Consider the following 18,956-nt stretch of genomic DNA (forward strand, 5'->3'; position numbering starts at 1 on the left):
ATACGGTGTCGCCCGTTTTCTTTTACCTTGAAAATGTTCGGAGCCGGGCGAAAGAAAGCGGGGTTTTCCGCTATGTAATCGCTAAGGTTGCCTGCGAATTTAGCTTAAATCAGTATTTCGCACCTTTGTTCATATTTCTGCCAAGGTTGCGCGGCAGTTCTGAAAACCCTAATTCTTTAGCCTGCCTGTTCCGATGTTCCAATTGGGGGCAGGGTGCGTTTATGGACTTCCTGCCAAGCGCACTTCCAACCAGATAATCTGACAGCGACAAGAGAGATCGACGTGCAAGCAAGATGGATCCCGACCATTTTCACGATTGCGGTAACCTGCCTGATGGCGGTTTCCGGCCCCACCAGCATTGCGCACGCGCAAAGTGAAGACAGACGACTTCCGTCCAGCGAGACCGAAATCAAGATGTCGCTGTCGCCGCTGGTGAAGCAAACCGCCCCGACGGTTGTGAACATCTATACCAAAAAGGTCGTGTCGGAACGCGCGCGCTCACCGTTCTTCAATGACCCGTTCTTCAAGCAATTCTTTGGTGATCGGTTTGGCGGTGCCTTTGGGGCCCCGCGTCAGCGCGTTGAACGTTCGCTTGGTTCTGGTGTGATTGTCTCGGGTGATGGCACGATTGTCACCAACCATCACGTGATTGACGGGGCCAGTGAAATTCGTGTTGTCTTGCATGATAACCGTGAATTTGATGCTGATCTGGTTGGATCGGACGAACGCACGGACTTGGCCGTTTTGAAATTACGCGGCGTCGAAGCTGAACTGCCATCGATTACATTTGGCGATTCTGATGCGGTCGAGGTCGGTGACCTTGTTCTGGCCATCGGCAATCCGTTCGGGGTCGGGCAAACCGTCACCAGCGGGATCGTCTCCGCACTTGCGCGTGCCGGTGTGACCGGACAGGACTACCAGTCATTCATTCAGACCGATGCGGCCATTAACCCGGGGAATTCCGGCGGTGCCTTGATCGATATCGATGGCAAGCTGATTGGCGTGAATTCGGCGATCTTTACCAAGTCAGGTGGATCAAACGGCATCGGGTTTGCCGTGCCGGTCAATATGGTCAAGGTGGTCATGCGCGGCCTGATCAGTGGTGATTTGCGCCGCCCGTGGTTTGGTGCCGCCGGGCAGGCGGTAACGGCAGATCTGGCGTCCTCGTTGGAGCTTGACCGTCCACATGGCGTTCTGATCAGCGAAATTCGCGACGGCAGCCCAGCGGAACGCGGCGGTTTGCATCCCGGAGATGTTGTTGTTGCCGTCAACGGGCTTGCGGTTGATAACCCCAACGAATTGAAATTCCGCATTGCGACCCTGGAGCTGACCGGCGGGGCGGAACTTTCGGTCCTGCGTAAGGGGGCGTCGGTGATGCTGACCTTGCCGCTTGAAGTCGCACCGGAACTGCCTGCGCGCGATGAAAGCATTCTTGAGGGCCGCAATCCGTTTAGCGGGGCGAAGATCGCCAATATGAACCCCGCACTGGCCGACGAACTTGGGACCAATACCCTAAGCACGGGTGTGGTGGTGCTTGGTGTGGTGCGTGATAGCCTCGCACGGCGCACGCGGTTACAACCCGGCGACTATATTGTTGAAATCAACGGCGAAGCAATTGACTCGGTTGCCCGCCTGAAGGAAGTTGTCACAGCAGGAGAACGCAGCAAGGACTGGAAAATCGCGGTCAAACGCGATGGCAAAGTCCTGACCGGCGAATTTACGCTTTGAGTTTTCTTCGGCGAAAGATGCGGATCAATCCGTTTCTTTCGCCGAAGCTGAAACTTTAAGAACCATCAACGCCAGCAGGGTCAATATCCCCAGCAACGTTGTCAGCAACAGTGCCTGCATGCCATACCCGTCGATGAGGACCCCAAACACGAAGGGGGCGGCGGCCTGAGCAAAGCGAGACGGCGCCATCAGAAAACCCTGTCGCTTTCCGTATCCAGTTGGACCAAATATCGCCAGCGGCAAAGTGCCCTTGGCAATGGTCAGGATACCATTCCCCATGCCATGCAGGCTGGTGAAAATCATGCCGGCCGGTCCTGCAAAGATCAGAAAAAGCATGCTTCCAATCGGGTGGGTGATCGCAGCCAGTCGTGCTGAAATCAGGGGATGCATACGTTGCAAAAGCCCAAACTCAAACAAACGACCGATGACTTGTGCAGGCCCGACCAGTGACGCGGCAATGATCGCATCTGCGGTACCAAGCCCAGAAATCTGTAACAGCCGTGGCAAGTGGGCGGCCATCGCCGTTGCGGTAAACCAACTGGCGGCAAAGACAAAAGCCAGCAACACCATCGGCATCGTAAAATAGTTGGTTGTCACGGTTTCGACGGGGCGGCCTTCTGCGTGTAATTTTTGTGCGATATCTGTCTGGGGCGATTTGCCGCCAGAAGGAATGAAAAAGCGGTTCAAGGGCAGGGCGAGGACAATATGCATCGCCGCCCAGAAAAAGCAGGTGATCCGCCATCCATATTCGATTTCAAACCATGCGGAGATCGGCCAGCAAATTGTGCTGGCAAATCCGGCAATCAGCGTGATGCCGGTAATCGGGCCTCGGGCATCACTTTTGAAAATGACGGTCAGGCTGGCAAAGGCGGATTCATAAAGTCCCGTGGCCATGCCGATCCCAATGATCAGCCACGCAAGACATATTCCAACAATACCATCCGCCAGCCCAAGCAGGGCAAGGCCCACGGCAAGCACAAGGCTTGAAACCGTCATCACATTGCGACCGCCAAACCGGTCAATCCGGGCCCCTGCCGCCGGACCAAGCAGAGCCGCCACCACAAGGGCAAGTGAAAACGCCCCGAACGCCCAACCCGGCGTTACCCCGATATCGTTGGCCATTGGCTCGGCCAGAATAGCAGGAAGGTAAAGCGTTGACCCAAAGGCCAGAGTTTGCACGGTGCCCAGTGCAAGGACAATCGGAAGCTTCTTTGGAACGGTGGTCATGATATTATACCTCGATCATCGAGGTATGGGGGCAAAAAAACGGACTACGCACAGCAATCGTTCCCACTGGGGTTCTGTTGGTCGGTGTCGGAAGTAACCGCGTCGCGGGTTGCAAGGATATGCTGTGTGACATTCATCCAGGCTTCGGTGGCCACCCGAAACGCATCGCGTCCCTTATCGGTCAGGGCGTAAACCTTGCGCTGGCGACCGTTCACCACTTCTGTATGTGATGTCATATATCCGCCTGCCTCAAACTCGTTCAAAACCGGATAGACGGTTCCTTCTGATGGCGAACAGCATCCATTGGTGGTTTTTTCAACCGCCTGAACGACCTGATAGCCATGCATCGGTTTGTGATGCAGAACGGAAAGAACAAAGAACTTCGACAAGGACATTTTGATTGTCCCTTGCCAATAAGATCGATCTGTATAGTCAGCGCCTTGCATCATAAAGATTTCCGTCTGATTTGTGATCTGCACGCTATACCTCGATCATCAAGGTGTCAATATTCATGCCTTATCGCTGTAACCACATCGATGTTCGTGATAAGTTCCGCGCCAAACTAGTCACAAGATTAAGTTGGAGATTATCGGTCCGATATGCCGTCATTGTTTGAAAGTCAGGTGTCGCGCCCCTTGGCCGACAGATTACGCCCGGCGAAACTCGACGAAGTTGTCGGGCAGGGGCATCTGTTTGGCGATGACGGTCCGATCACCCGCATGATCAAGACCGGGCGGGTGCCGTCAGTCGTGCTTTGGGGGCCGCCCGGTTGTGGCAAAACAACATTGGCGCGCCTGATGGCCGATGTTGCCGATATGGCGTTTGAACCCCTCTCGGCGATCTTTTCCGGGGTGGCGGACCTTCGCAAAGTGTTTGACCGTGCGCGCGGGCGTCGGTCGACGGGCGGGGCGACGTTGTTGTTCATTGATGAAATCCATCGTTTCAACAAGGCCCAGCAGGACAGTTTCCTGCCGTATGTCGAAGATGGCACCATCACCCTGATCGGGGCGACGACCGAAAACCCGTCGTTCGAGTTGAACGCGGCACTTCTGTCACGTTGTCAGGTGCTGGTATTGAAGCGCCTTGATGATCAGGGGCTTGAAGAACTTCTGGTGCGTGCGGAAAAGGAAATGGGGTTTGAGCTGCCGGTAACGCCCGAAGCCCGCGAAACATTGCGTGCCATGGCCGATGGCGATGGCCGTTATTGTTTGAACCTGGCCGAAGAACTGTTTTCCATGCCGCCCAGTGACGAGGACGGTCCGCTTGGCGTTGCCGAACTTGCCCGCACTGTGCAAAAACGCGTGCCGATTTACGACAAGGGCGATGACAGTCATTACAATCTGATCAGTGCGCTGCATAAATCCATTCGCGGTTCCGACCCGGATGCGGCCCTGTACTGGTTCAATCGTATGTTGGCAGGTGGTGAAGATCCCAAGTTCCTTGCGCGTCGTTTAACCCGCATGGCGGTTGAGGACATTGGCCTTGCCGATCCACAAGCCCAGCAGTTTTGCATCAGTGCGTGGGAATCGTACGAACGGTTGGGAAGCCCCGAAGGCGAGTTGGCTTTGGCACAAGCGGTCATTTATCTGGCTCTGGCGCCAAAATCAAATGCTGGCTATGCCGCCTATAAAAAGTCGCTCAAGATTGCGCGTGAAACCGGGTCACTGATGCCACCGGCCCATATCCTTAATGCGCCGACCAAGCTGATGTCTGACATTGGCTATGGCACTGGATATGCCTACGACCATGATCAGAAAGATGGTTTTTCCGGGCAAAACTACTTCCCCGATGGCATGCGCCGACAGAATTTCTATGAACCGGTTGAACGCGGATTTGAACGCGATCTGAAAAAACGGGTGGAGTATTTTGATCGCTTACGCCAGGAACGACAAAAGGGACGGGGTGAGAATAACTGACGTTTGGTTAGTTATCAAAATGGAAACAATTAAGTGAAAATTCGCAGGATAATCATTCAATCCGAAACCAAGTAGGGTGCTTTCATCAAATTAAGCACGGACTTGGAGATTGAAAATGACAAATATTCTGCACGTGAATGCATCTGTGAATGGTGAGAATTCCAACTCCCGCCAGATCGCATCGAAACTGATCGACCGTATTGTTTCCGCAAATGCATCAACCACAATCGTTGAACGCAATCTAAGCGGCACAGGTGCGATCCCGGCTCTGACCGGCGAAATCGTTGGTGCGTTTTACACCCCGGAAGATTCCCGTTCTGCCGAACAGAAACAGGTTATCGCAACCTCTGACGAACTGGTTGCTGAAGTTAAGGCTGCCGACGTTCTGGTCATTGGTGCGCCGATGTATAACTTCGCCGTTCCTTCAACGCTCAAAGCATGGGTCGACATGATTGCCCGCGTTGGTGTGACGTTCCAGTACACTGAAAACGGTCCGGTTGGTCTGCTTGAAGGTAAAAAAGCTTACGTGGTTGTTGCCACAGGTGGGGTTCCGGTCAACAGCCCAGCTGACTTTGCAACGCCTTACATGAAGCAGGTTCTTGGCTTTATCGGCATTACCGAAGTTGAAATCATCGATGCTTCTGGCTTTGCGGTGAACGCAGAAGAAGCCATGCAGCGTGCGATTGCCAATGTTGAAGCTGCTTCGCTTCCGGTTGCGGCCTAACCAAACAAATCAAAGATCGACCTGTTGCAGTGCTGATCTGATGTGAAATGGGGCATCGTTAACATCTCCCCCCTCCCTCAACGCACGTTAACGATGACCTGTTTTAAAAAAATGCCCGACTGTTTTACAGTTGGGCATTTTGCTTTTGTGGGGTTTCGCGTTACGTTTGCTGAGGTTGGCGGGTAACATGCCAAGTGTCATTTCAATCAGGTGCGCAGCGGGTGAGACGTTTGACAGCAATCATGATCTGGGGACTTCTGGTTTTGGCCGGGATATTTGCCGTTGTACGGTTTTCCGGATTGCTTGGCATGATGCTGACGGCGGGGGAGCCGCCACAGTTTGTCTTTGATCCCAATTCGGAATTACCAGATACGCCAAACTATTTTCTGTCCTGCCCGGATGGTCTGGCCCCGCGGGGTGGTCGACAGATGACAAGCCCGCAGTTTGATGCGTCGGTCGCAAAGTTGGGGAGGGCCTTTATCGCAACCGCACCAGATCACGGCATGAAGCTGACCGACGGGAGTGTTGGGGCGCACAGTTTGCAGTTTCTGGCCCGCAGCAAAGTCTTTCAGTTTCCCGATTGGGTGGAATTAAAACTGATGTCAGTCCCGGATCAGGCCGGGGCGACATTCTGTCTGTTTGCCAAATCAGTCTATGGCCGGGATGATTTTCAGCAAAATGAAAAACGCACGCGCTCATGGCTGCGGGATGTGCGGCTGCTTACATCCCCCTGATGTAAGCAGCCGCCTGTCATTTGGTATGATCAAGCGGTCGCTTTTGTGTCACCGCGAGACGTCAGATCATTTTTCCATATCAAGCGATTTCCCAAGGAGCGCTGAGACAAACTGAGTTGTCGGCACAGGCAATAGATCAACAGGGTGATCACCGCCAAAGGACGCCCATTTGCTGCTCGCGCTGAGCGTTGAGCTTGCCAACATCGTTTTGGTGTTTACGTTAAAAGCCTGATAATGAATAGTGATGCGATCAGGGCGACCAGACCATTCGGTTGCGCGGTCTTCCCAATGTAAGATTTGCGGATCAATCAGATAATCAATGTTTTGAGATAATGCCTCTTCAAAGGCCTCGTCACGGGTTTGTATTTCGGTAGCATCAACAACTACGTTGCTATAAGGGACAAGTTGTTTGTGAACTTCCAACAGTAACATTTGACCTGAGCCAGCATAATTGATGTCCCCAAAAATACCGTCTTTGGGTTGCATGATATAAAAACTACTATCTGATGCGACGGTTTGGACAAGTTGGTGGTTGTCCGTGCGATATTTGCTGGAACATGCGCCAAGTGTGAAGGATGCAGCAATTACGCACAGAACGCTGATTTTGCGAAAATCCATAAAATCCTCTATTTTGAGATGAATAAGTAAAATCATAATATGCAAAAGTTTAATGTTGGGCAAGGTTCTGAAATTCAACCAATTTTACAGTGTTTGTTATCGCCTTGGGCCCATGACGTTTTCACACGTGACTTTTGATCTTTGAGGGAATAGGTTCCGCGCCATGCAATTTTCACCGTTGTTTATCGCTTCGATTGCCTTGGGCGGGGCCATTGGTGCTGTCGCACGTCACAGTGTGTCGGTTATGATGGGCTCGATCATGGGCGGCGGCTTTCCTTGGGGAACCTTGACGGTTAACATCGTTGGCTCGTTCCTGATGGGGGCACTGCTTGAGGTTTCTGCGCTTAAGCTATCGCTTTCGCCGGAAATACGTGCGCTGCTTGTCACCGGATTTTTAGGGGCATTTACAACCTTTTCGACTTTTTCGCTGGATGTTGCGACCCTATATGAACGGGGCAATCTGGGGCTGACGGCTCTGTATATTATTGTCTCTGTCGTGGTTGGCATTTCCGCATTGTTTGGCGCAATCGCGCTGGTAAGGGGTATTCTGCAATGAGTGGTGTCACTCTGCGCAAGGTCAAGGCTGAGGACGCCGACGTTCGGCTTGATCGCTGGTTTAAGCGCAACTGTCCTGAATTTACATTCGGACAGGTTCAAAAGTTTCTGCGCGGCGGTCAAATCCGTGTCGATGGCAAACGTGCCAAGGCCAACCAGCGTGTTGAGCCGGGGCAGGAAATTCGTGTGCCGCCGGTTCCCGTGATGTCGGGCGGCGGTTCGGAGCCATGGACCAAAGACGGCGACTATAGTGCGTCCGAAGGTCCGCAGCGCAAACACGACGGCCCGGCAAAATCCAATGCCAGCGAAGCCGAACTTCAGGCCTTGCGCGATTCCGTCATTTTCTATGACGAAGTAGTGCTGGCCATCAATAAGCCCGCCGGTCTGGCCGTGCAGGGCGGGACCAATACGTCCATTCACGTCGATGGCATGCTGGATGCGCTAAAACTCGACAGCAAAGAACGCCCGAAACTGGTTCACCGGCTCGATAAGGATACCAGTGGTGTTCTGCTTCTTGCACGGTCATCGTCGGCGGCCCATGCCCTGACCAAGGCGTTCAAGGACAAATCAACCCGGAAACTGTATTGGGCGATTGTCACCGGCGCCCCGGTTGAGCGCGAAGGCCTGATTGACGCACCACTGGCAAAGCTTGCCGGTAAGGGCGGCGAAAAAATGGTCATCGACGAGAAGCAGGGTAAATCGGCACAGACGGTCTATCGGCAGCTGCACCGCGCCGGACGCCGTGCGGCCTGGTTGGCGCTGTCGCCTTTGACCGGACGTACGCACCAGTTGCGCGCCCATTGTGAGGCCATGGAATGCCCTATCTTGGGCGATGGTAAATACGGTGGGGCGAAGGCCTTCATTGATGGCATGTCAAATCAGATGCATCTGCATGCGCGCGCGATTGACTTTCCCCATCCGGTGACAGGCCACCGGGTTGTGATCGAAGCACCGGTGTCAGAACATTTTGCCACAAGCCTTAAGGCGCTTAACTTCGATCCGAAAACGCCAACCAAATTCCTCACCCCGGAAATCCACCGGGAAAAGGAAGAAAAGCCAAAACCCAAGGCAAAACCGTCGCGGTTGCGTAAAAGATAAGTCAGAAGATTTTTGGGTAAAATGCGAAAAGCCGACGCACTGCGTCGGCTTTTTCGTCCCTGTCAGAGGTCAATACCAAAAGGCGTTGTAATGACATTGGTTGTCTTGGTTAATGGTGCCTCGCAGATTTGCCGAAACGCCCGACAAAGGCGTCATGAACGCGGCGAAGGTGCCGTGCATGCACGGTGTTTCCCGTACGTTCACAAATAACGGCCTGGCTTTTGATCATGACCGCGATGCGTTTGCGGCCACGTGGTGTGTGCACCATGCTTTCGCCTTCCTCAAGGGCGGTTAGAATTGGGATATGCTCACATTCGGCTATGGCGAGTATTTCCTCCTCTCGAAGGTCGCTGAAATCTATGCAGTCCCTAAGCGTGAGCATCTTCTGTCTCCGCTGTTATCAGATACTGTCGATAGCCAGAAAAACAGTATAGCGCGCGTTAAGGGCGTTCAAAAGCGATCCGAAATTCACCAGTGGTTTCCAATGCTTCCCGCAGAGCAAAAAATGCATCTGATTTGCATCTCTACGGGACTCGATCTTTGGGGCGGTATCGACTAGTCTGCGGCCATACAAAATGATGATGGATGATGCCTCATGGCGAATGACCCGCTTAGACTTGTTGTATTTGATTGTGATGGGACTCTGGTCGATAGCCAGCATGCGATTGCACACTGCATGGACCATGCCTTTGCCCAGCATGGGCTTGATTGCCCGGGACTGGAAAATACCCGCACCATCATTGGTCTGAGCCTGCCAGAAGCCATTGCCAAACTTGCCGCACCGCGCCGCGTTACCGACGAGGTGATTGATGCGGTGACGGCGGCCTACAAGGATGCGTTCTTTACCCTGCGTCAGACACCTGATTTCCACGAACCGCTATTCCCCGGCGTGCGCGAGGTCCTGAGCGAACTGGACCGCCGCCAATGGTTGTTGGGTGTTGCCACCGGCAAGGCCCGACGCGGTCTTGATGCGGTCTTGGCGCGCAATGAACTTGATGGCCGGTTTGTTACCTTACAAACCTGCGACAATCATCCGTCCAAGCCCCATCCATCAATGTTGATGGCGGCCCTTGATGAAGCCGGGGCTGATGCGCCCAATGCGGTGATTGTCGGTGATACCAGCTATGATATTGAAATGGGTCGTGCGGCGGGCATGATCGCCATTGGCGTTGCATGGGGCTATCATGATATTGAAACCCTGACGGCGTCGGGCGCACATGCGGTCATCCGCCATTTTGATGAGCTGCCGTCCGTGCTGGATCGTATTTGGGAAATTGATTGTGACGCCGCTTAAAAACCCGGAACTCGGACCGATTAACTTTGAACTGACCGTGGCAGTTGATCCCGATCACGCGTTTGAGGCCTTCACCGCCGAATTTGGGCAGTGGTGGCCAACCGATAGCCATTCGCTGTCCAAGAAGGACTGCATTGCGGTTGATATGCATCCCGGTCTTGGCGGTGCGATTGTCGAACGTGCGCGTGGACGTGAAAACATTTCATGGGGTCATGTCGAAATCTGGCAGCCGGGCGAACATCTTGCCTTTACCTGGCATCCGGGCTGGAATGCCGGGGATTATACCCGTGTCGCGGTATCCTTTGACATGAATGATTTTGGTCGCTGTGTGATCCGGTTGGAGCACAAGGACTGGCATAACGTTGGCGATATCGCACCGGCCCTGCGCAAGGGATATGTTGCGGGCTGGGAATATGCCTTTGGCGAATGCTTTGCCAAGTATCTGCGGGAAAAACGCGGCTAAAACAGACCTATGCGCCAGATACGTAAAAGGGCACCTCTTTTTTTAAAGGTGCCCTTTGTCATGTCGGGTGCAAATTTTAAACAAGTCGCTCTTCGATCATTTCGCGGCGTAGTTTAACCGGATCACTAAACCAATGGGTCATAAAGCCCATTTCACGCGCCTGCTGGATGTTCTTTTCGCTGTCATCAATAAACAGGGTTTCGCGCGGGTTGAGTTTGAACCGCGCGCATGTCAGCTCAAAAATCCGCGGATCAGGTTTGGCGAGCTTTTCCTGACCTGACACCAAAATACCTTCGAAGTGGTTGAGAAACTCAAACCGTTCGACCGCAAATGGCCATGTTTCCGCCGACCAGTTGGTCAGGGCAAACAGGCGGACATTGCCGCGTGATTTCAAATCCTCAAGGATGTGAACCGTGCGGTCAATCTGGCCTTTAAGCATTTCCGGCCAACGATCCCACCATGCGGCAATCTGATCGGCATGATCGGGATGGCGGTGTTGCAAGTCAGGGATCGACTTGGCAAAGCTAAGCGCCCCCTTGTCATGCAGGAAGTTCCAGTGCGGATGGCAGATCTCGCTCAGGAAATGTTCCATGTCTGCCGGATCGTCAAAGATCTTGCGATATAAATGGCGCGGGTCCCAATCAACAAGAACGCCGCCAAGATCAAACAGTACGGTTTCGATTTCGCGCATGGATACTCCTGCTTGCGGGGGGCTCGATGGTCTGAGGTTAAATCAGGTGACGGGGCGAACCGCAAGCGGCAGTTTGTTGAAAATGTTGCATTGATCGAAGGTGCCCGACTGTCCGTATCAAAGCAGGTCAACACATTATGGCGCCGATGACGGGAGTGTGATTTGCCTATGCCCCCGGTCATCGCGAATGATTGCACCGTAAGAAACTGTCATCAAAGGAGGCTTGAATATGTGTACGCTTGATGGATGTGGCTCACACGAACATCTTGGACCGCCACCCAAGGCAACAGATGAACAGCGTCGATTGTTTTTAAAAGGGGCGGTTGCCCTGCCGCTTGCGATTGTTCTGGCCGACCCTGTTCTGGCCCACGCGCAAGGGGCCATGCTTGATAAAGTCACCATCACCACACCCGAAGGCGCAAAAATGGTGGCCGAAATCGCCATGCCAGCGACCTTGCCGGCACCAACCATCATTCTTATCCATGAATGGTGGGGGCTTAATGATCATATTCGTGCCGTGGCGGCCGAATATGCCAAGCAGGGCTATATCGCGCTTGCGGTTGATTTATACGGTGAACCACCTGCAACCACACCCGATGGCGCACGTGCCTTGATGTCGGGGATGGACCCGGTTGCTGCTACCCGCAAATTGCAGTCCTCGGTCGAGTTTCTAAAAAACCACAAGGACTCAACGGGCAAAGTTGGTTCGGTCGGTTGGTGCTTTGGTGGTGGTTGGTCGCTTAATACCGCGCTTGCCACAGATGTTGATGCGGCGGTGATCTATTACGGCAATGTCAACAAAACCCCGGAACAGGTTGCGACCTTGAACGCTCCGCTGATGGGCCATTTCGGAATGCTTGATAAATCGATCAACAAGGAAATGGTCGAGGGGTTTGAACAGTCGCTCGAAACGGCGGGTAAATCGCTGTATAAATTCTATTGGTATGATGCTGACCATGCCTTTGCCAATCCAACGGGCGGGCGCTATGACGCCGAGGATGCCCAGCTGGCTTGGACGCGCACACAGGCGTTCTTTGATTATCATCTGGGCTAGGCAGCGGGTGCTTTGCGACAAATGGTATAACGTATAAAGGCCGGGTCAAACCCGGCCTTTATATTTGTCTGATGATTGGGTTCAGGCCCTAAATTTTATCAATTCGTCGGATTGGCGCGGTTGGCCCATTTGGTTGACCGGCGTTCGATGACGTTAAAGATTTCATACATCGCAATCCCCATCACCGCGATCACCAGAAGCCCGGCAAACACCAGTGGCATGTTGAATTTCGAGGAGGCCGACAGCATCAAATAACCAACACCAACGTTCGATGCCACGGTTTCGGAAATAACCGACCCGACAAAGGCCAGCGTGATCGCAACCTTCAACGAGGCAAAGAAATAGGGCATGGCACGCGGGAAGCCGACCTTGATCAGAATGTCTTTTCGGGTTGCGCCGAGTGATCGCAACACATCGCGCAATTCCGGTTCAAGGGTGGCAAGCCCGGTCGCGACATTGACCACAATCGGGAAGAACGAAATCATGAATGCGGTGATGATGGCCGGCACCGTACCGATGCCAAACCACATGACCAGAACGGGCACCAACGCCACCTTTGGCACCGAATTAAATCCGACCAGAAGCGGGTTCGCCGCGTCATAAATCGTTCTGCTGGATCCCACGAGTGCGCCAAGCACCACGCCAAACACCACGGCAATGGCAAAGCCCACCAGTGTTGTATAAAGCGTGTGGGTCGCATGCATCCAGATCGCTTCATGGAATTGCCAGCCGACAATGATGCTTTCGGACGGGGTAGGCAGCACATAGGGCGGGATGTTGAAAATGCGAACGATCAGTTCCCACAAAACAAACAGGCCGATGGCACTGAGCCAGGGGGAGGCTTTGCGCAGGTTGAGTTTCTTGTTCATGACATCTGCCCGCCTTTCTATGCTGCGCGCACGTCACGGATGTGACTGCGTAATTCGTGGACAAGATCGGTGAAAGGCTGGGTAAAGGTGACTTCCTGATCACGCGGCCGGGGTAGGGGGTTTTCCCGTGCAACGATGATTTTACCCGGACGTTTGGACATCACATAAATGGTATCGGCCAGATAGGATGCTTCGCGCAGATCATGGGTCACCAGAATAACCGTGAACGGGCGCACCATCCAAAGGTTCTGCAAAATGTCCCACAGTTCTTCGCGGGTAAAGGCATCCAGCGCGCCAAACGGTTCATCAAGCATCAAAAGATCGGGTTCATGGATCAAGGACCGGCAGAGTGACGCACGTTGCTGCATGCCACCTGACAATTCCCACGGAAATTTGTCTTCATGTCCTTCAAGCCCGACACTGGCCAGAAGCTTGCGCGCGCGGTCTTCGTATTCGGCGCGATGTTTGCGCAGGCGGTTACGGTGCGGCTTGACGATTTCCATCGGCAGCAAAACGTTATCAAGCGTGGTCCGCCACGGCAAAAGGGTCGGGTTCTGAAACGCCATGCCGACAATTTTAAGCGGCCCGGAAACTTCCTTATTATCAACAAGCACAATGCCATCGGTCGGCGGCATCAGGCCTGACACAAGTTTCAGCAAGGATGATTTGCCACACCCCGACGGGCCAACAACCGCGACAAACTCGCCCTTGTTGATCTTCATGTTGGTGGTGTCGAGGGCGAGTTCGTCGCCTTCGCTATAGCGCATCGTGACGTTGTTGAGTTCGACAAAGCTTTTAGACACGGCAGTCATTCCCCCTGCTTGTCCGGATTGTTTTTTGTTATGTGTTATGGGCGCGATCATTGCATGCCGGGGCAGGATAACCTGCCCCGGATGTCTGTGTTGATTACTTGATCTGGCGGTCTGCTTCGCCGGGCATAAAGACATCGGTAAAGACATCGCCAACCGTCGGCTTGTTCTCAAAGCCAAAGGCCAGTGCAACCTGATCAATCGCCTTGGCCATACGGTCGGTTTTGACCATGCCCATACCGTTTTCCAAGCTGTCCGGGGTGACCACGTTTTCGTCAATCGCCATCTGAAGGCGCTGTAGCTCAAGAGCCGGGTCAATCAGTGGATCGACTTCCTTAAGGGCGGCGATGGCCGATGCCGGGTCTTCAATCGCCGCACGCCAGCCTTTGACAACAGCACGCAGGAAGCCGCGCAGTTCTTCAGGATGCTTTTCCATCATTTCCGGCGACGCCAGAAGGCCGTTGCCATAAAAGTCCATGCCGAAATCCTTGTATTGGAAAACGGTCAGGTCTTCTTTGCCAATGCCTTGTGCCTGCAGGTTCAGGATGGATGTGAAATAGTGACCGGTAATCGCATCCACATCGCCGCGCACCAGCATTGGTTCACGAAGCGGCGGGTCCATGCTTTCCCATTTGACAGCATCGACATCAAGTCCGGTTGCCGATGCAAAGGCCGGGTAAAGTTTGCGCGATGCGTCAAACACCGGCGCGCCAAGCGTCTTGCCAATCAGGTCTTCGGGTTTGGTGATGCCCGATTTCTTAAGCATGAACAACGCAAACGGCGGACGGTCATACACCATGAAGATCGACTTCATGGCGCGGTCCGGGTTGGTGGCGTTAAATTCAACCAGCGAATTGATATCGGCCAGTGATACGTCATAGGCGCCACTGGCAACCCGTGTGATCGCACCGACCGAACCGTTGCCCGAGTCAATCGTGACATCAAGCCCTTCGTCGGCGTAATAGCCGTTCTTTTTGGCCAGAATATAAGGGGCAGCCGGACCTTCATATTTCCAGTCGAGTGAAAATTTAAGGTCCATCTCGGCCTTGGCCGACGTTGCGCCAAAGGCAATGGCAGCGCTTAGTGATGCGCCAAGTGCGGCGCTAAAAAATCGGGTTGTGAATTTTGTCATACGAATGAAGCCTCTCCTGATTTCGGACTGTTATTATCAGCCCTGCAACCGAAATAATCCCCTGACGACACAGCAAGGCACATGCCATGTCCATTATTGTCGCGCATTTTCGCGCTTTTGTCATATTCACGTCGCAGAGTAGGGATGTTTACTATTTGGTCAATGGGGTAAATTGATCAAAAATTATACAGAAATTTTTGATAATCGCCTAAATGGCGTTCTGATGACGTAAAACCGTCTGAAACCCCTTGCGCCGAACTCTGCTTTTAGGCATATGGCGATCATGGTTACACAAACGATCAGTCGCTTCTATAAAAAGGCCGATGCTGCTGTTGATGACAGCGGTGCGGGATGGCGTGTGCAGCTTGACGGACGCTCGGTGAAAACACCGGCCAAGGCAGACTTCCTGCTGCCGTCCGAGGTGCTGGCACGTGAAATTGCTGCCGAATGGGATGCGCAGGGCGAAAAAATCCTGCCCCATACCATGCCGATCATGCAGCGTGCGGCAACTGCCATTGACCGCGTTCGGCCCAACCGCCCAACCGTGGTGGCGGAACTGACCGGGTATGGTCGGTCCGACCTGTTGTGTTATCGCGCGGCATTCCCCGAAGACCTGATCGAACGGCAAGCCAAAGCGTGGCAGCCGCTGCTTGATTGGGTGGCACAGGAACTTGGTATTGAGCTGGTCGTGACCGAGGGCGTCATGCCGGTCAGCCAAAACGAGGATGCACTGGCAGGCATTCAAAGCCTGATTGACGGGTTTGATGATTATTACCTGACGGCATTGCACAACCTGACGACCGTATCGGGTTCCGTCATTATCGGCCTTGCCGTGATGCATGGCCGCATCAGTGCCCAGCAAGCATCCGAATGTGCATTGCTGGATGAGGAATATTCGATTGAACAATGGGGCGATGACGCCGAAGCGGTCGAGCGCCGCGATCGCCACCGTGCCGAAATTCTCGCCACCGGACGGTATCTTGAACTGCTGATGGCCCGCTAAGGGCATTAGGAGCCTGCGGCCTTATTGCGACTTTGCTGCGCGTCACGCCATAAGGTCGGGAAACTCATTTGCCGATTTCGTGCCTTTGTTGACATTACCGAGCCATGTTTCGATTTCGGTGACCTGTTCTGGTGTGTAGCCCCACGGCGAGAACCTGCGACCTTCAAGGATCTGTGCCGTGATTGGCCGCCAATCAGGCGCAAGGATTGCCGGGTATTTTGCTGCCAAAAGAACCGCAAGCTGCGTTCTGTCCATGCTGTTGAAATTGATCGCAGATTGGATGCCATCGGCTGTCGGCGTTTGAAAGACTGCTTGTAGATTGGTCAGTTGCCTCTGGGCAGCAGGCATCTTTTTAATAACGTCTTGTTGAATTTGCAGATTGAGATAGTTGTCATCCGAGGCGCTAAGCTGCTCGACTGCGCAAAAAAGAGTGTAACCAGACTGGTTTATGTTAATTGCAAAACGATCTGTCCTGAAATCTTCGGCTTGCAACTCATCACGATCTTCTTGTGACAAGAGTGCGACATATGCCACTGCTGCCTCATTCACAGGTTCATCTGCAGCGCCAAAATTTTGTACCGCAGTATTGTAGTTCCCGACCGCCTCTTTCAAAGGCCCAAGATTCTCGGCAGTGGCCGGATTGGGTAAGTTCTTTATTGCCTGCTTTATCTGCTCGGTGGCCTGCTGCACGGCGGATGCCTTGACGATCCATTCGTGGGTGTCGGTTGACGCGGCAATCAGCCCGAACCCGGTCGCCGCCTCGATCTGGCTTTTGACAACGCCAAGCTGATCAGCAGCAAGAAGCGTTTGCAGATAGAGGCGCGGCAAAATCGCGGTCATGGACGTGTTGACGGTCGGAATGCTGTCTTGCGTGTTGAAGTAATCATACAGACGCGTTGTATTGGCACTGTCGTTCCAACTGCTGTTTTGGATGGCTTTAAGGCTGTCGCCTATGTTCGCACCGGGCTGGATGCTGGTATCAAGGGCGTTGGTATAAAAACCGGCACTTTCAAAGAAAGCCTGTTTGACCTTGCTTCCGCCCTTGAAATTGGCAAGGGCGAGTGCCGCCGCACCAAAGACTTCCAGTCCGGTATAGGGGCTGTGGTCCTTGTCTTTCAGGCCAAGGGCCGTTTCATGCCAGCCACCGAAACGCTGGTTGGTGTCATAGATCGGTGTGAGTTTTTCCATTGCCAAAATAGTCTCAAGCACCTTGGCGGGGCCAATGCGTGAGACGATGTTGTTCGGGCCGGATTTTTCATCCTTTTCCGGATTCTGGCCGGTAGCATAGACGACATATCCCACTTCAATATTGGTGAATGTTGTATCCTCGTCGCTGCGTTTGAAGACCTCATTTTGAGCAAACGATATGGTGTATGGGGCATTTTTAGGGGCGTTCGCATCGTTTGGAACCGCCGTGCCGACAAAGGATGGACGGCCACTTTTCGGGTAATTTACAATGCAGCCGTTTGCATCATCAATGGCATCTTGCCCCGTTTTTGGATCATCAGGATTACGTTTGGTCGTGTAGTGCTTGGTTGAAAGCCATGCCGGATTGCTGTCCTGCGGGCCGGAAATCAGCCAATAGAGATCAAAGCCCTTACTGATGGCTTTGACGGCGGCATCCACACCGGCATTGGGACCAAGAAGCGCGACCTTATTGTTTCCGTCTTGCGTAGGGACAATGTCACTGCGCATGAAGCTATCGAGATCCATGAAGGTGGCTTTGTTGAATTTCCCATTATTGTAATAGTCGATATGCGGGCCTGCACCGCCGCAATAAACGACTTTCAGGGCCTTCGCCGTGCTTGGGGTGATGTTGCCAACGTCCCAATCTTCATTCGCGGGTAAATTTTCCCATTTGTTGTATGTGATTTCGTAAATGGGAAGGCTGCTGTCTCTCTTGACATCAAACGGGTATTTTGTCGTCCCCTTGATCGTGGCGGGTTGGCCGCGTTGGATGTCTGCCTCTGCAATGTAGTCTTTTTTATCAATTCCTGTTGCAATCCCGGCATCTTGGGTGATGGCAACGTGTTGGTCTTGCAGCCAGGTTATTGCCTTGGCAATGATCGCAGCGTTTTCATCCTTAAGGGTGGTCTTGTTGCCCTCGGGTGCTTCGGGGGCGGGATTGATACGTGCGCTGGGATTGTCGCGCGCATAGATGTAATTGGCATGATTGACGATGCCATCCCCGCGCACCACATGCTCCCATGCATCCGGCCCGGCAATGATCAGGATTTTCTGGCACCAGCTCAGATCGGCGGTGAACAGATAGGTCGATGCGCTATAGCCGCGCCCGACGATGACGAGATCGTAGAAGTCTGGGCTGGCGGGATCTAAATTTGGCATCGGTGCGTTCCTTTGGCAAAAAGGGGGCTGTGCTGTGGGTGCGGTCAGTGCTGTCGTATAGGGGGCACGCCGCCGTCACGCGGCATCGGTATCTTCGCCGCCCAGACTGCGTGCCCATTCGGAAAAGCGCGCAATAACCTCAGTCTCGGGGATGATTTCCGGCGCATACGGCCGGGGTGGGGGCGTTTCTGTTGTGTCGTCTGGGCGCGTTTGGGGTTCTGGTGAACCCTCGTTGCTGCTTGGCTGTGTGTTGGGCTGTTCCGGCTTTGTGTCCGTGGTGTCGTCCACACTCAGAAGCGCGTTCAGGGACTGAATATCGGCTTGTTCGGCAGAAAGGGTTTTGTTCTGTTCAAGTGCCAGAGAGGCCGGAATGGTTTGGTTGGTGTTGAGCTGTCCCATTTGCGATTGGGCGATATTGTCATCGATCAGCTTTTCGATGTCGGGCAGGACATCGTTCTTGGACTGGGTGACCAGGGCTTCACGCATGTCGCTTGAAAGCGTGCTTTGCGCCAGCGCATTCAGCAGGGCCTGATTATAGGCATTAAACCGCGTCACATAGGTTTTGAAATCGGGCTGTTTGCTGTAATCGGGGCGTTTCTGCAAATCGCGGATCACAAGGACAATGCCCTTCTGCGCTGTTTGCAGGCCCGAAAGAAGGGAGGGATCAAGCGCCATCTGTCTGCCTTTCACCAGGT

At 53.5% G+C, this 18,956-nt stretch carries 20 protein-coding genes; 10 read left to right on the plus strand and 10 right to left on the minus strand.

Going from position 1 to position 18,956, the window contains the following annotated elements; all coding sequences use genetic code 11:
* Positions 1-282 precede the first annotated feature (282 nt).
* A complete protein-coding gene (locus tag K355_RS0121160) occupies positions 283-1,728 on the plus strand; it encodes a DegQ family serine endoprotease (protein ID WP_022734171.1) in 1,446 nt (481 codons plus the stop codon).
* A 24-nt stretch (positions 1,729-1,752) separates the two neighbouring features.
* Here K355_RS0121160 and K355_RS0121165 read toward each other — a convergent pair whose 3' ends face one another.
* Positions 1,753-2,955 (minus strand): MFS transporter, encoded by a 1,203-nt coding sequence (locus K355_RS0121165; RefSeq protein WP_022734172.1) that lies wholly within the window; start codon positions 2,953-2,955, stop codon positions 1,753-1,755.
* 44 nt (positions 2,956-2,999) lie between these two features.
* Positions 3,000-3,350 carry a PadR family transcriptional regulator gene (locus K355_RS0121170; RefSeq protein WP_169369024.1) on the minus strand — a complete coding sequence of 117 codons (351 nt, stop codon included), beginning with the start codon at positions 3,348-3,350 and terminating at the stop codon, positions 3,000-3,002.
* Between the two features lie 204 nt (positions 3,351-3,554).
* On the opposite strand from K355_RS0121170, the gene K355_RS0121175 reads away from it, so the two are divergent.
* The 3 genes from K355_RS0121175 (at position 3,555) to K355_RS0121185 (ending at position 6,329) form a co-directional block, all read left to right on the plus strand.
* On the plus strand, positions 3,555-4,871 hold the full coding sequence (locus tag K355_RS0121175) for a replication-associated recombination protein A (protein ID WP_022734174.1): 1,317 nt from the start codon (positions 3,555-3,557) through the stop codon (positions 4,869-4,871).
* Positions 4,872-4,986: 115 nt separating this feature from the next.
* Entirely contained in the window at positions 4,987-5,595 is a 609-nt protein-coding gene (locus tag K355_RS0121180; RefSeq protein WP_022734175.1) for an FMN-dependent NADH-azoreductase, read from the plus strand.
* A 221-nt stretch (positions 5,596-5,816) separates the two neighbouring features.
* Positions 5,817-6,329, plus strand: a complete 513-nt coding sequence (locus K355_RS0121185; protein WP_147250404.1) for a DUF1499 domain-containing protein — start codon at positions 5,817-5,819, stop codon at positions 6,327-6,329.
* A gap of 66 nt (positions 6,330-6,395) precedes the next feature.
* Here K355_RS0121185 and K355_RS24655 read toward each other — a convergent pair whose 3' ends face one another.
* Positions 6,396-6,947, minus strand: coding sequence for a DUF4823 domain-containing protein (locus K355_RS24655; protein WP_022734177.1), 552 nt, complete (start codon positions 6,945-6,947; stop codon positions 6,396-6,398).
* Positions 6,948-7,110: 163 nt separating this feature from the next.
* Between K355_RS24655 and crcB the strand changes: the two genes are divergently transcribed.
* Together crcB and K355_RS0121200 are read left to right on the plus strand one after the other, a co-directional pair.
* Positions 7,111-7,503 (plus strand): fluoride efflux transporter CrcB, encoded by a 393-nt coding sequence (gene crcB / locus K355_RS0121195; RefSeq protein ID WP_022734178.1) that lies wholly within the window; start codon positions 7,111-7,113, stop codon positions 7,501-7,503.
* On the plus strand, positions 7,500-8,600 hold the full coding sequence (locus tag K355_RS0121200) for an RluA family pseudouridine synthase (protein WP_022734179.1): 1,101 nt from the start codon (positions 7,500-7,502) through the stop codon (positions 8,598-8,600). Before crcB ends, K355_RS0121200 begins: the two co-directional genes overlap by 4 nt.
* A 109-nt stretch (positions 8,601-8,709) precedes the next feature.
* Here K355_RS0121200 and K355_RS0121205 read toward each other — a convergent pair whose 3' ends face one another.
* Positions 8,710-8,982, minus strand: a complete 273-nt coding sequence (locus K355_RS0121205; RefSeq protein ID WP_022734180.1) for a hypothetical protein — start codon at positions 8,980-8,982, stop codon at positions 8,710-8,712.
* Between the two features lie 213 nt (positions 8,983-9,195).
* Between K355_RS0121205 and K355_RS0121210 the strand changes: the two genes are divergently transcribed.
* A complete protein-coding gene (locus K355_RS0121210; protein ID WP_022734181.1) occupies positions 9,196-9,894 on the plus strand; it encodes an HAD-IA family hydrolase in 699 nt (232 codons plus the stop codon).
* Positions 9,881-10,357 (plus strand): SRPBCC domain-containing protein, encoded by a 477-nt coding sequence (locus K355_RS0121215; RefSeq protein WP_022734182.1) that lies wholly within the window; start codon positions 9,881-9,883, stop codon positions 10,355-10,357. Before K355_RS0121210 ends, K355_RS0121215 begins: the two co-directional genes overlap by 14 nt.
* Positions 10,358-10,433: 76 nt before the next feature.
* Here K355_RS0121215 and K355_RS0121220 read toward each other — a convergent pair whose 3' ends face one another.
* Positions 10,434-11,048 (minus strand): HAD family hydrolase, encoded by a 615-nt coding sequence (locus K355_RS0121220; protein ID WP_022734183.1) that lies wholly within the window; start codon positions 11,046-11,048, stop codon positions 10,434-10,436.
* A gap of 229 nt (positions 11,049-11,277) precedes the next feature.
* Between K355_RS0121220 and K355_RS0121225 the strand changes: the two genes are divergently transcribed.
* Entirely contained in the window at positions 11,278-12,102 is an 825-nt protein-coding gene (locus tag K355_RS0121225) for a dienelactone hydrolase family protein (RefSeq protein ID WP_022734184.1), read from the plus strand.
* 98 nt (positions 12,103-12,200) lie between these two features.
* Here the strand turns inward: K355_RS0121225 and K355_RS0121230 are convergent, their stop codons facing one another.
* The 3 genes from K355_RS0121230 to K355_RS0121240 all read right to left on the minus strand — a co-directional run bounded on the left by K355_RS0121230 (position 12,201) and on the right by K355_RS0121240 (position 14,912).
* Entirely contained in the window at positions 12,201-12,971 is a 771-nt protein-coding gene (locus K355_RS0121230) for an ABC transporter permease (RefSeq protein WP_022734185.1), read from the minus strand.
* A 17-nt stretch (positions 12,972-12,988) separates the two neighbouring features.
* A complete protein-coding gene (locus tag K355_RS0121235; protein ID WP_022734186.1) occupies positions 12,989-13,783 on the minus strand; it encodes an ABC transporter ATP-binding protein in 795 nt (264 codons plus the stop codon).
* Between the two features lie 94 nt (positions 13,784-13,877).
* Positions 13,878-14,912, minus strand: coding sequence for an ABC transporter substrate-binding protein (locus K355_RS0121240; RefSeq protein ID WP_022734187.1), 1,035 nt, complete (start codon positions 14,910-14,912; stop codon positions 13,878-13,880).
* A 283-nt stretch (positions 14,913-15,195) separates the two neighbouring features.
* On the opposite strand from K355_RS0121240, the gene K355_RS0121245 reads away from it, so the two are divergent.
* Positions 15,196-15,915 carry an ATP12 family chaperone protein gene (locus K355_RS0121245; RefSeq protein WP_245562988.1) on the plus strand — a complete coding sequence of 240 codons (720 nt, stop codon included), beginning with the start codon at positions 15,196-15,198 and terminating at the stop codon, positions 15,913-15,915.
* A gap of 42 nt (positions 15,916-15,957) precedes the next feature.
* On the opposite strand, the gene K355_RS0121250 is transcribed toward K355_RS0121245, so the two are convergent.
* Both K355_RS0121250 and K355_RS0121255 read right to left on the minus strand, forming a co-directional pair.
* Complete coding sequence (locus K355_RS0121250) at positions 15,958-18,261, minus strand: hypothetical protein (protein ID WP_022734189.1); 2,304 nt, start codon at positions 18,259-18,261, stop codon at positions 15,958-15,960.
* Between the two features lie 75 nt (positions 18,262-18,336).
* Positions 18,337-18,936: a hypothetical protein gene (locus K355_RS0121255; protein WP_022734190.1), complete on the minus strand. Its 600-nt coding sequence runs from the start codon at positions 18,934-18,936 to the stop codon at positions 18,337-18,339.
* Positions 18,937-18,956 lie beyond the last annotated feature (20 nt).

The organism is Thalassospira lucentensis MCCC 1A00383 = DSM 14000, assembly GCF_000421265.1.
Classification (GTDB): Bacteria; Pseudomonadota; Alphaproteobacteria; order Rhodospirillales; family Thalassospiraceae; genus Thalassospira; species Thalassospira lucentensis.

What these genes read in the sequence shown, in the direction of transcription:
- K355_RS0121250 (WP_022734189.1), bottom strand. Translation starts at nt 18,261, where the DNA reads ATGCCAAATTTAGATCCCGCCAGCCCAGACTTCTACGATCTCGTCATC.
- K355_RS0121255 (WP_022734190.1), bottom strand. Translation starts at nt 18,936, where the DNA reads ATGGCGCTTGATCCCTCCCTTCTTTCGGGCCTGCAAACAGCGCAGAAG.
- K355_RS0121245 (WP_245562988.1), top strand. Translation starts at nt 15,196, where the DNA reads ATGGTTACACAAACGATCAGTCGCTTCTATAAAAAGGCCGATGCTGCT.
- K355_RS24655 (WP_022734177.1), bottom strand. Translation starts at nt 6,947, where the DNA reads ATGGATTTTCGCAAAATCAGCGTTCTGTGCGTAATTGCTGCATCCTTC.
- K355_RS0121180 (WP_022734175.1), top strand. Translation starts at nt 4,987, where the DNA reads ATGACAAATATTCTGCACGTGAATGCATCTGTGAATGGTGAGAATTCC.
- K355_RS0121200 (WP_022734179.1), top strand. Translation starts at nt 7,500, where the DNA reads ATGAGTGGTGTCACTCTGCGCAAGGTCAAGGCTGAGGACGCCGACGTT.
- K355_RS0121175 (WP_022734174.1), top strand. Translation starts at nt 3,555, where the DNA reads ATGCCGTCATTGTTTGAAAGTCAGGTGTCGCGCCCCTTGGCCGACAGA.
- K355_RS0121165 (WP_022734172.1), bottom strand. Translation starts at nt 2,955, where the DNA reads ATGACCACCGTTCCAAAGAAGCTTCCGATTGTCCTTGCACTGGGCACC.
- crcB (WP_022734178.1), top strand. Translation starts at nt 7,111, where the DNA reads ATGCAATTTTCACCGTTGTTTATCGCTTCGATTGCCTTGGGCGGGGCC.
- K355_RS0121240 (WP_022734187.1), bottom strand. Translation starts at nt 14,912, where the DNA reads ATGACAAAATTCACAACCCGATTTTTTAGCGCCGCACTTGGCGCATCA.
- K355_RS0121205 (WP_022734180.1), bottom strand. Translation starts at nt 8,982, where the DNA reads ATGCTCACGCTTAGGGACTGCATAGATTTCAGCGACCTTCGAGAGGAG.
- K355_RS0121230 (WP_022734185.1), bottom strand. Translation starts at nt 12,971, where the DNA reads ATGAACAAGAAACTCAACCTGCGCAAAGCCTCCCCCTGGCTCAGTGCC.
- K355_RS0121225 (WP_022734184.1), top strand. Translation starts at nt 11,278, where the DNA reads ATGTGTACGCTTGATGGATGTGGCTCACACGAACATCTTGGACCGCCA.
- K355_RS0121170 (WP_169369024.1), bottom strand. Translation starts at nt 3,350, where the DNA reads ATGTCCTTGTCGAAGTTCTTTGTTCTTTCCGTTCTGCATCACAAACCG.
- K355_RS0121210 (WP_022734181.1), top strand. Translation starts at nt 9,196, where the DNA reads ATGGCGAATGACCCGCTTAGACTTGTTGTATTTGATTGTGATGGGACT.
- K355_RS0121235 (WP_022734186.1), bottom strand. Translation starts at nt 13,783, where the DNA reads ATGACTGCCGTGTCTAAAAGCTTTGTCGAACTCAACAACGTCACGATG.
- K355_RS0121220 (WP_022734183.1), bottom strand. Translation starts at nt 11,048, where the DNA reads ATGCGCGAAATCGAAACCGTACTGTTTGATCTTGGCGGCGTTCTTGTT.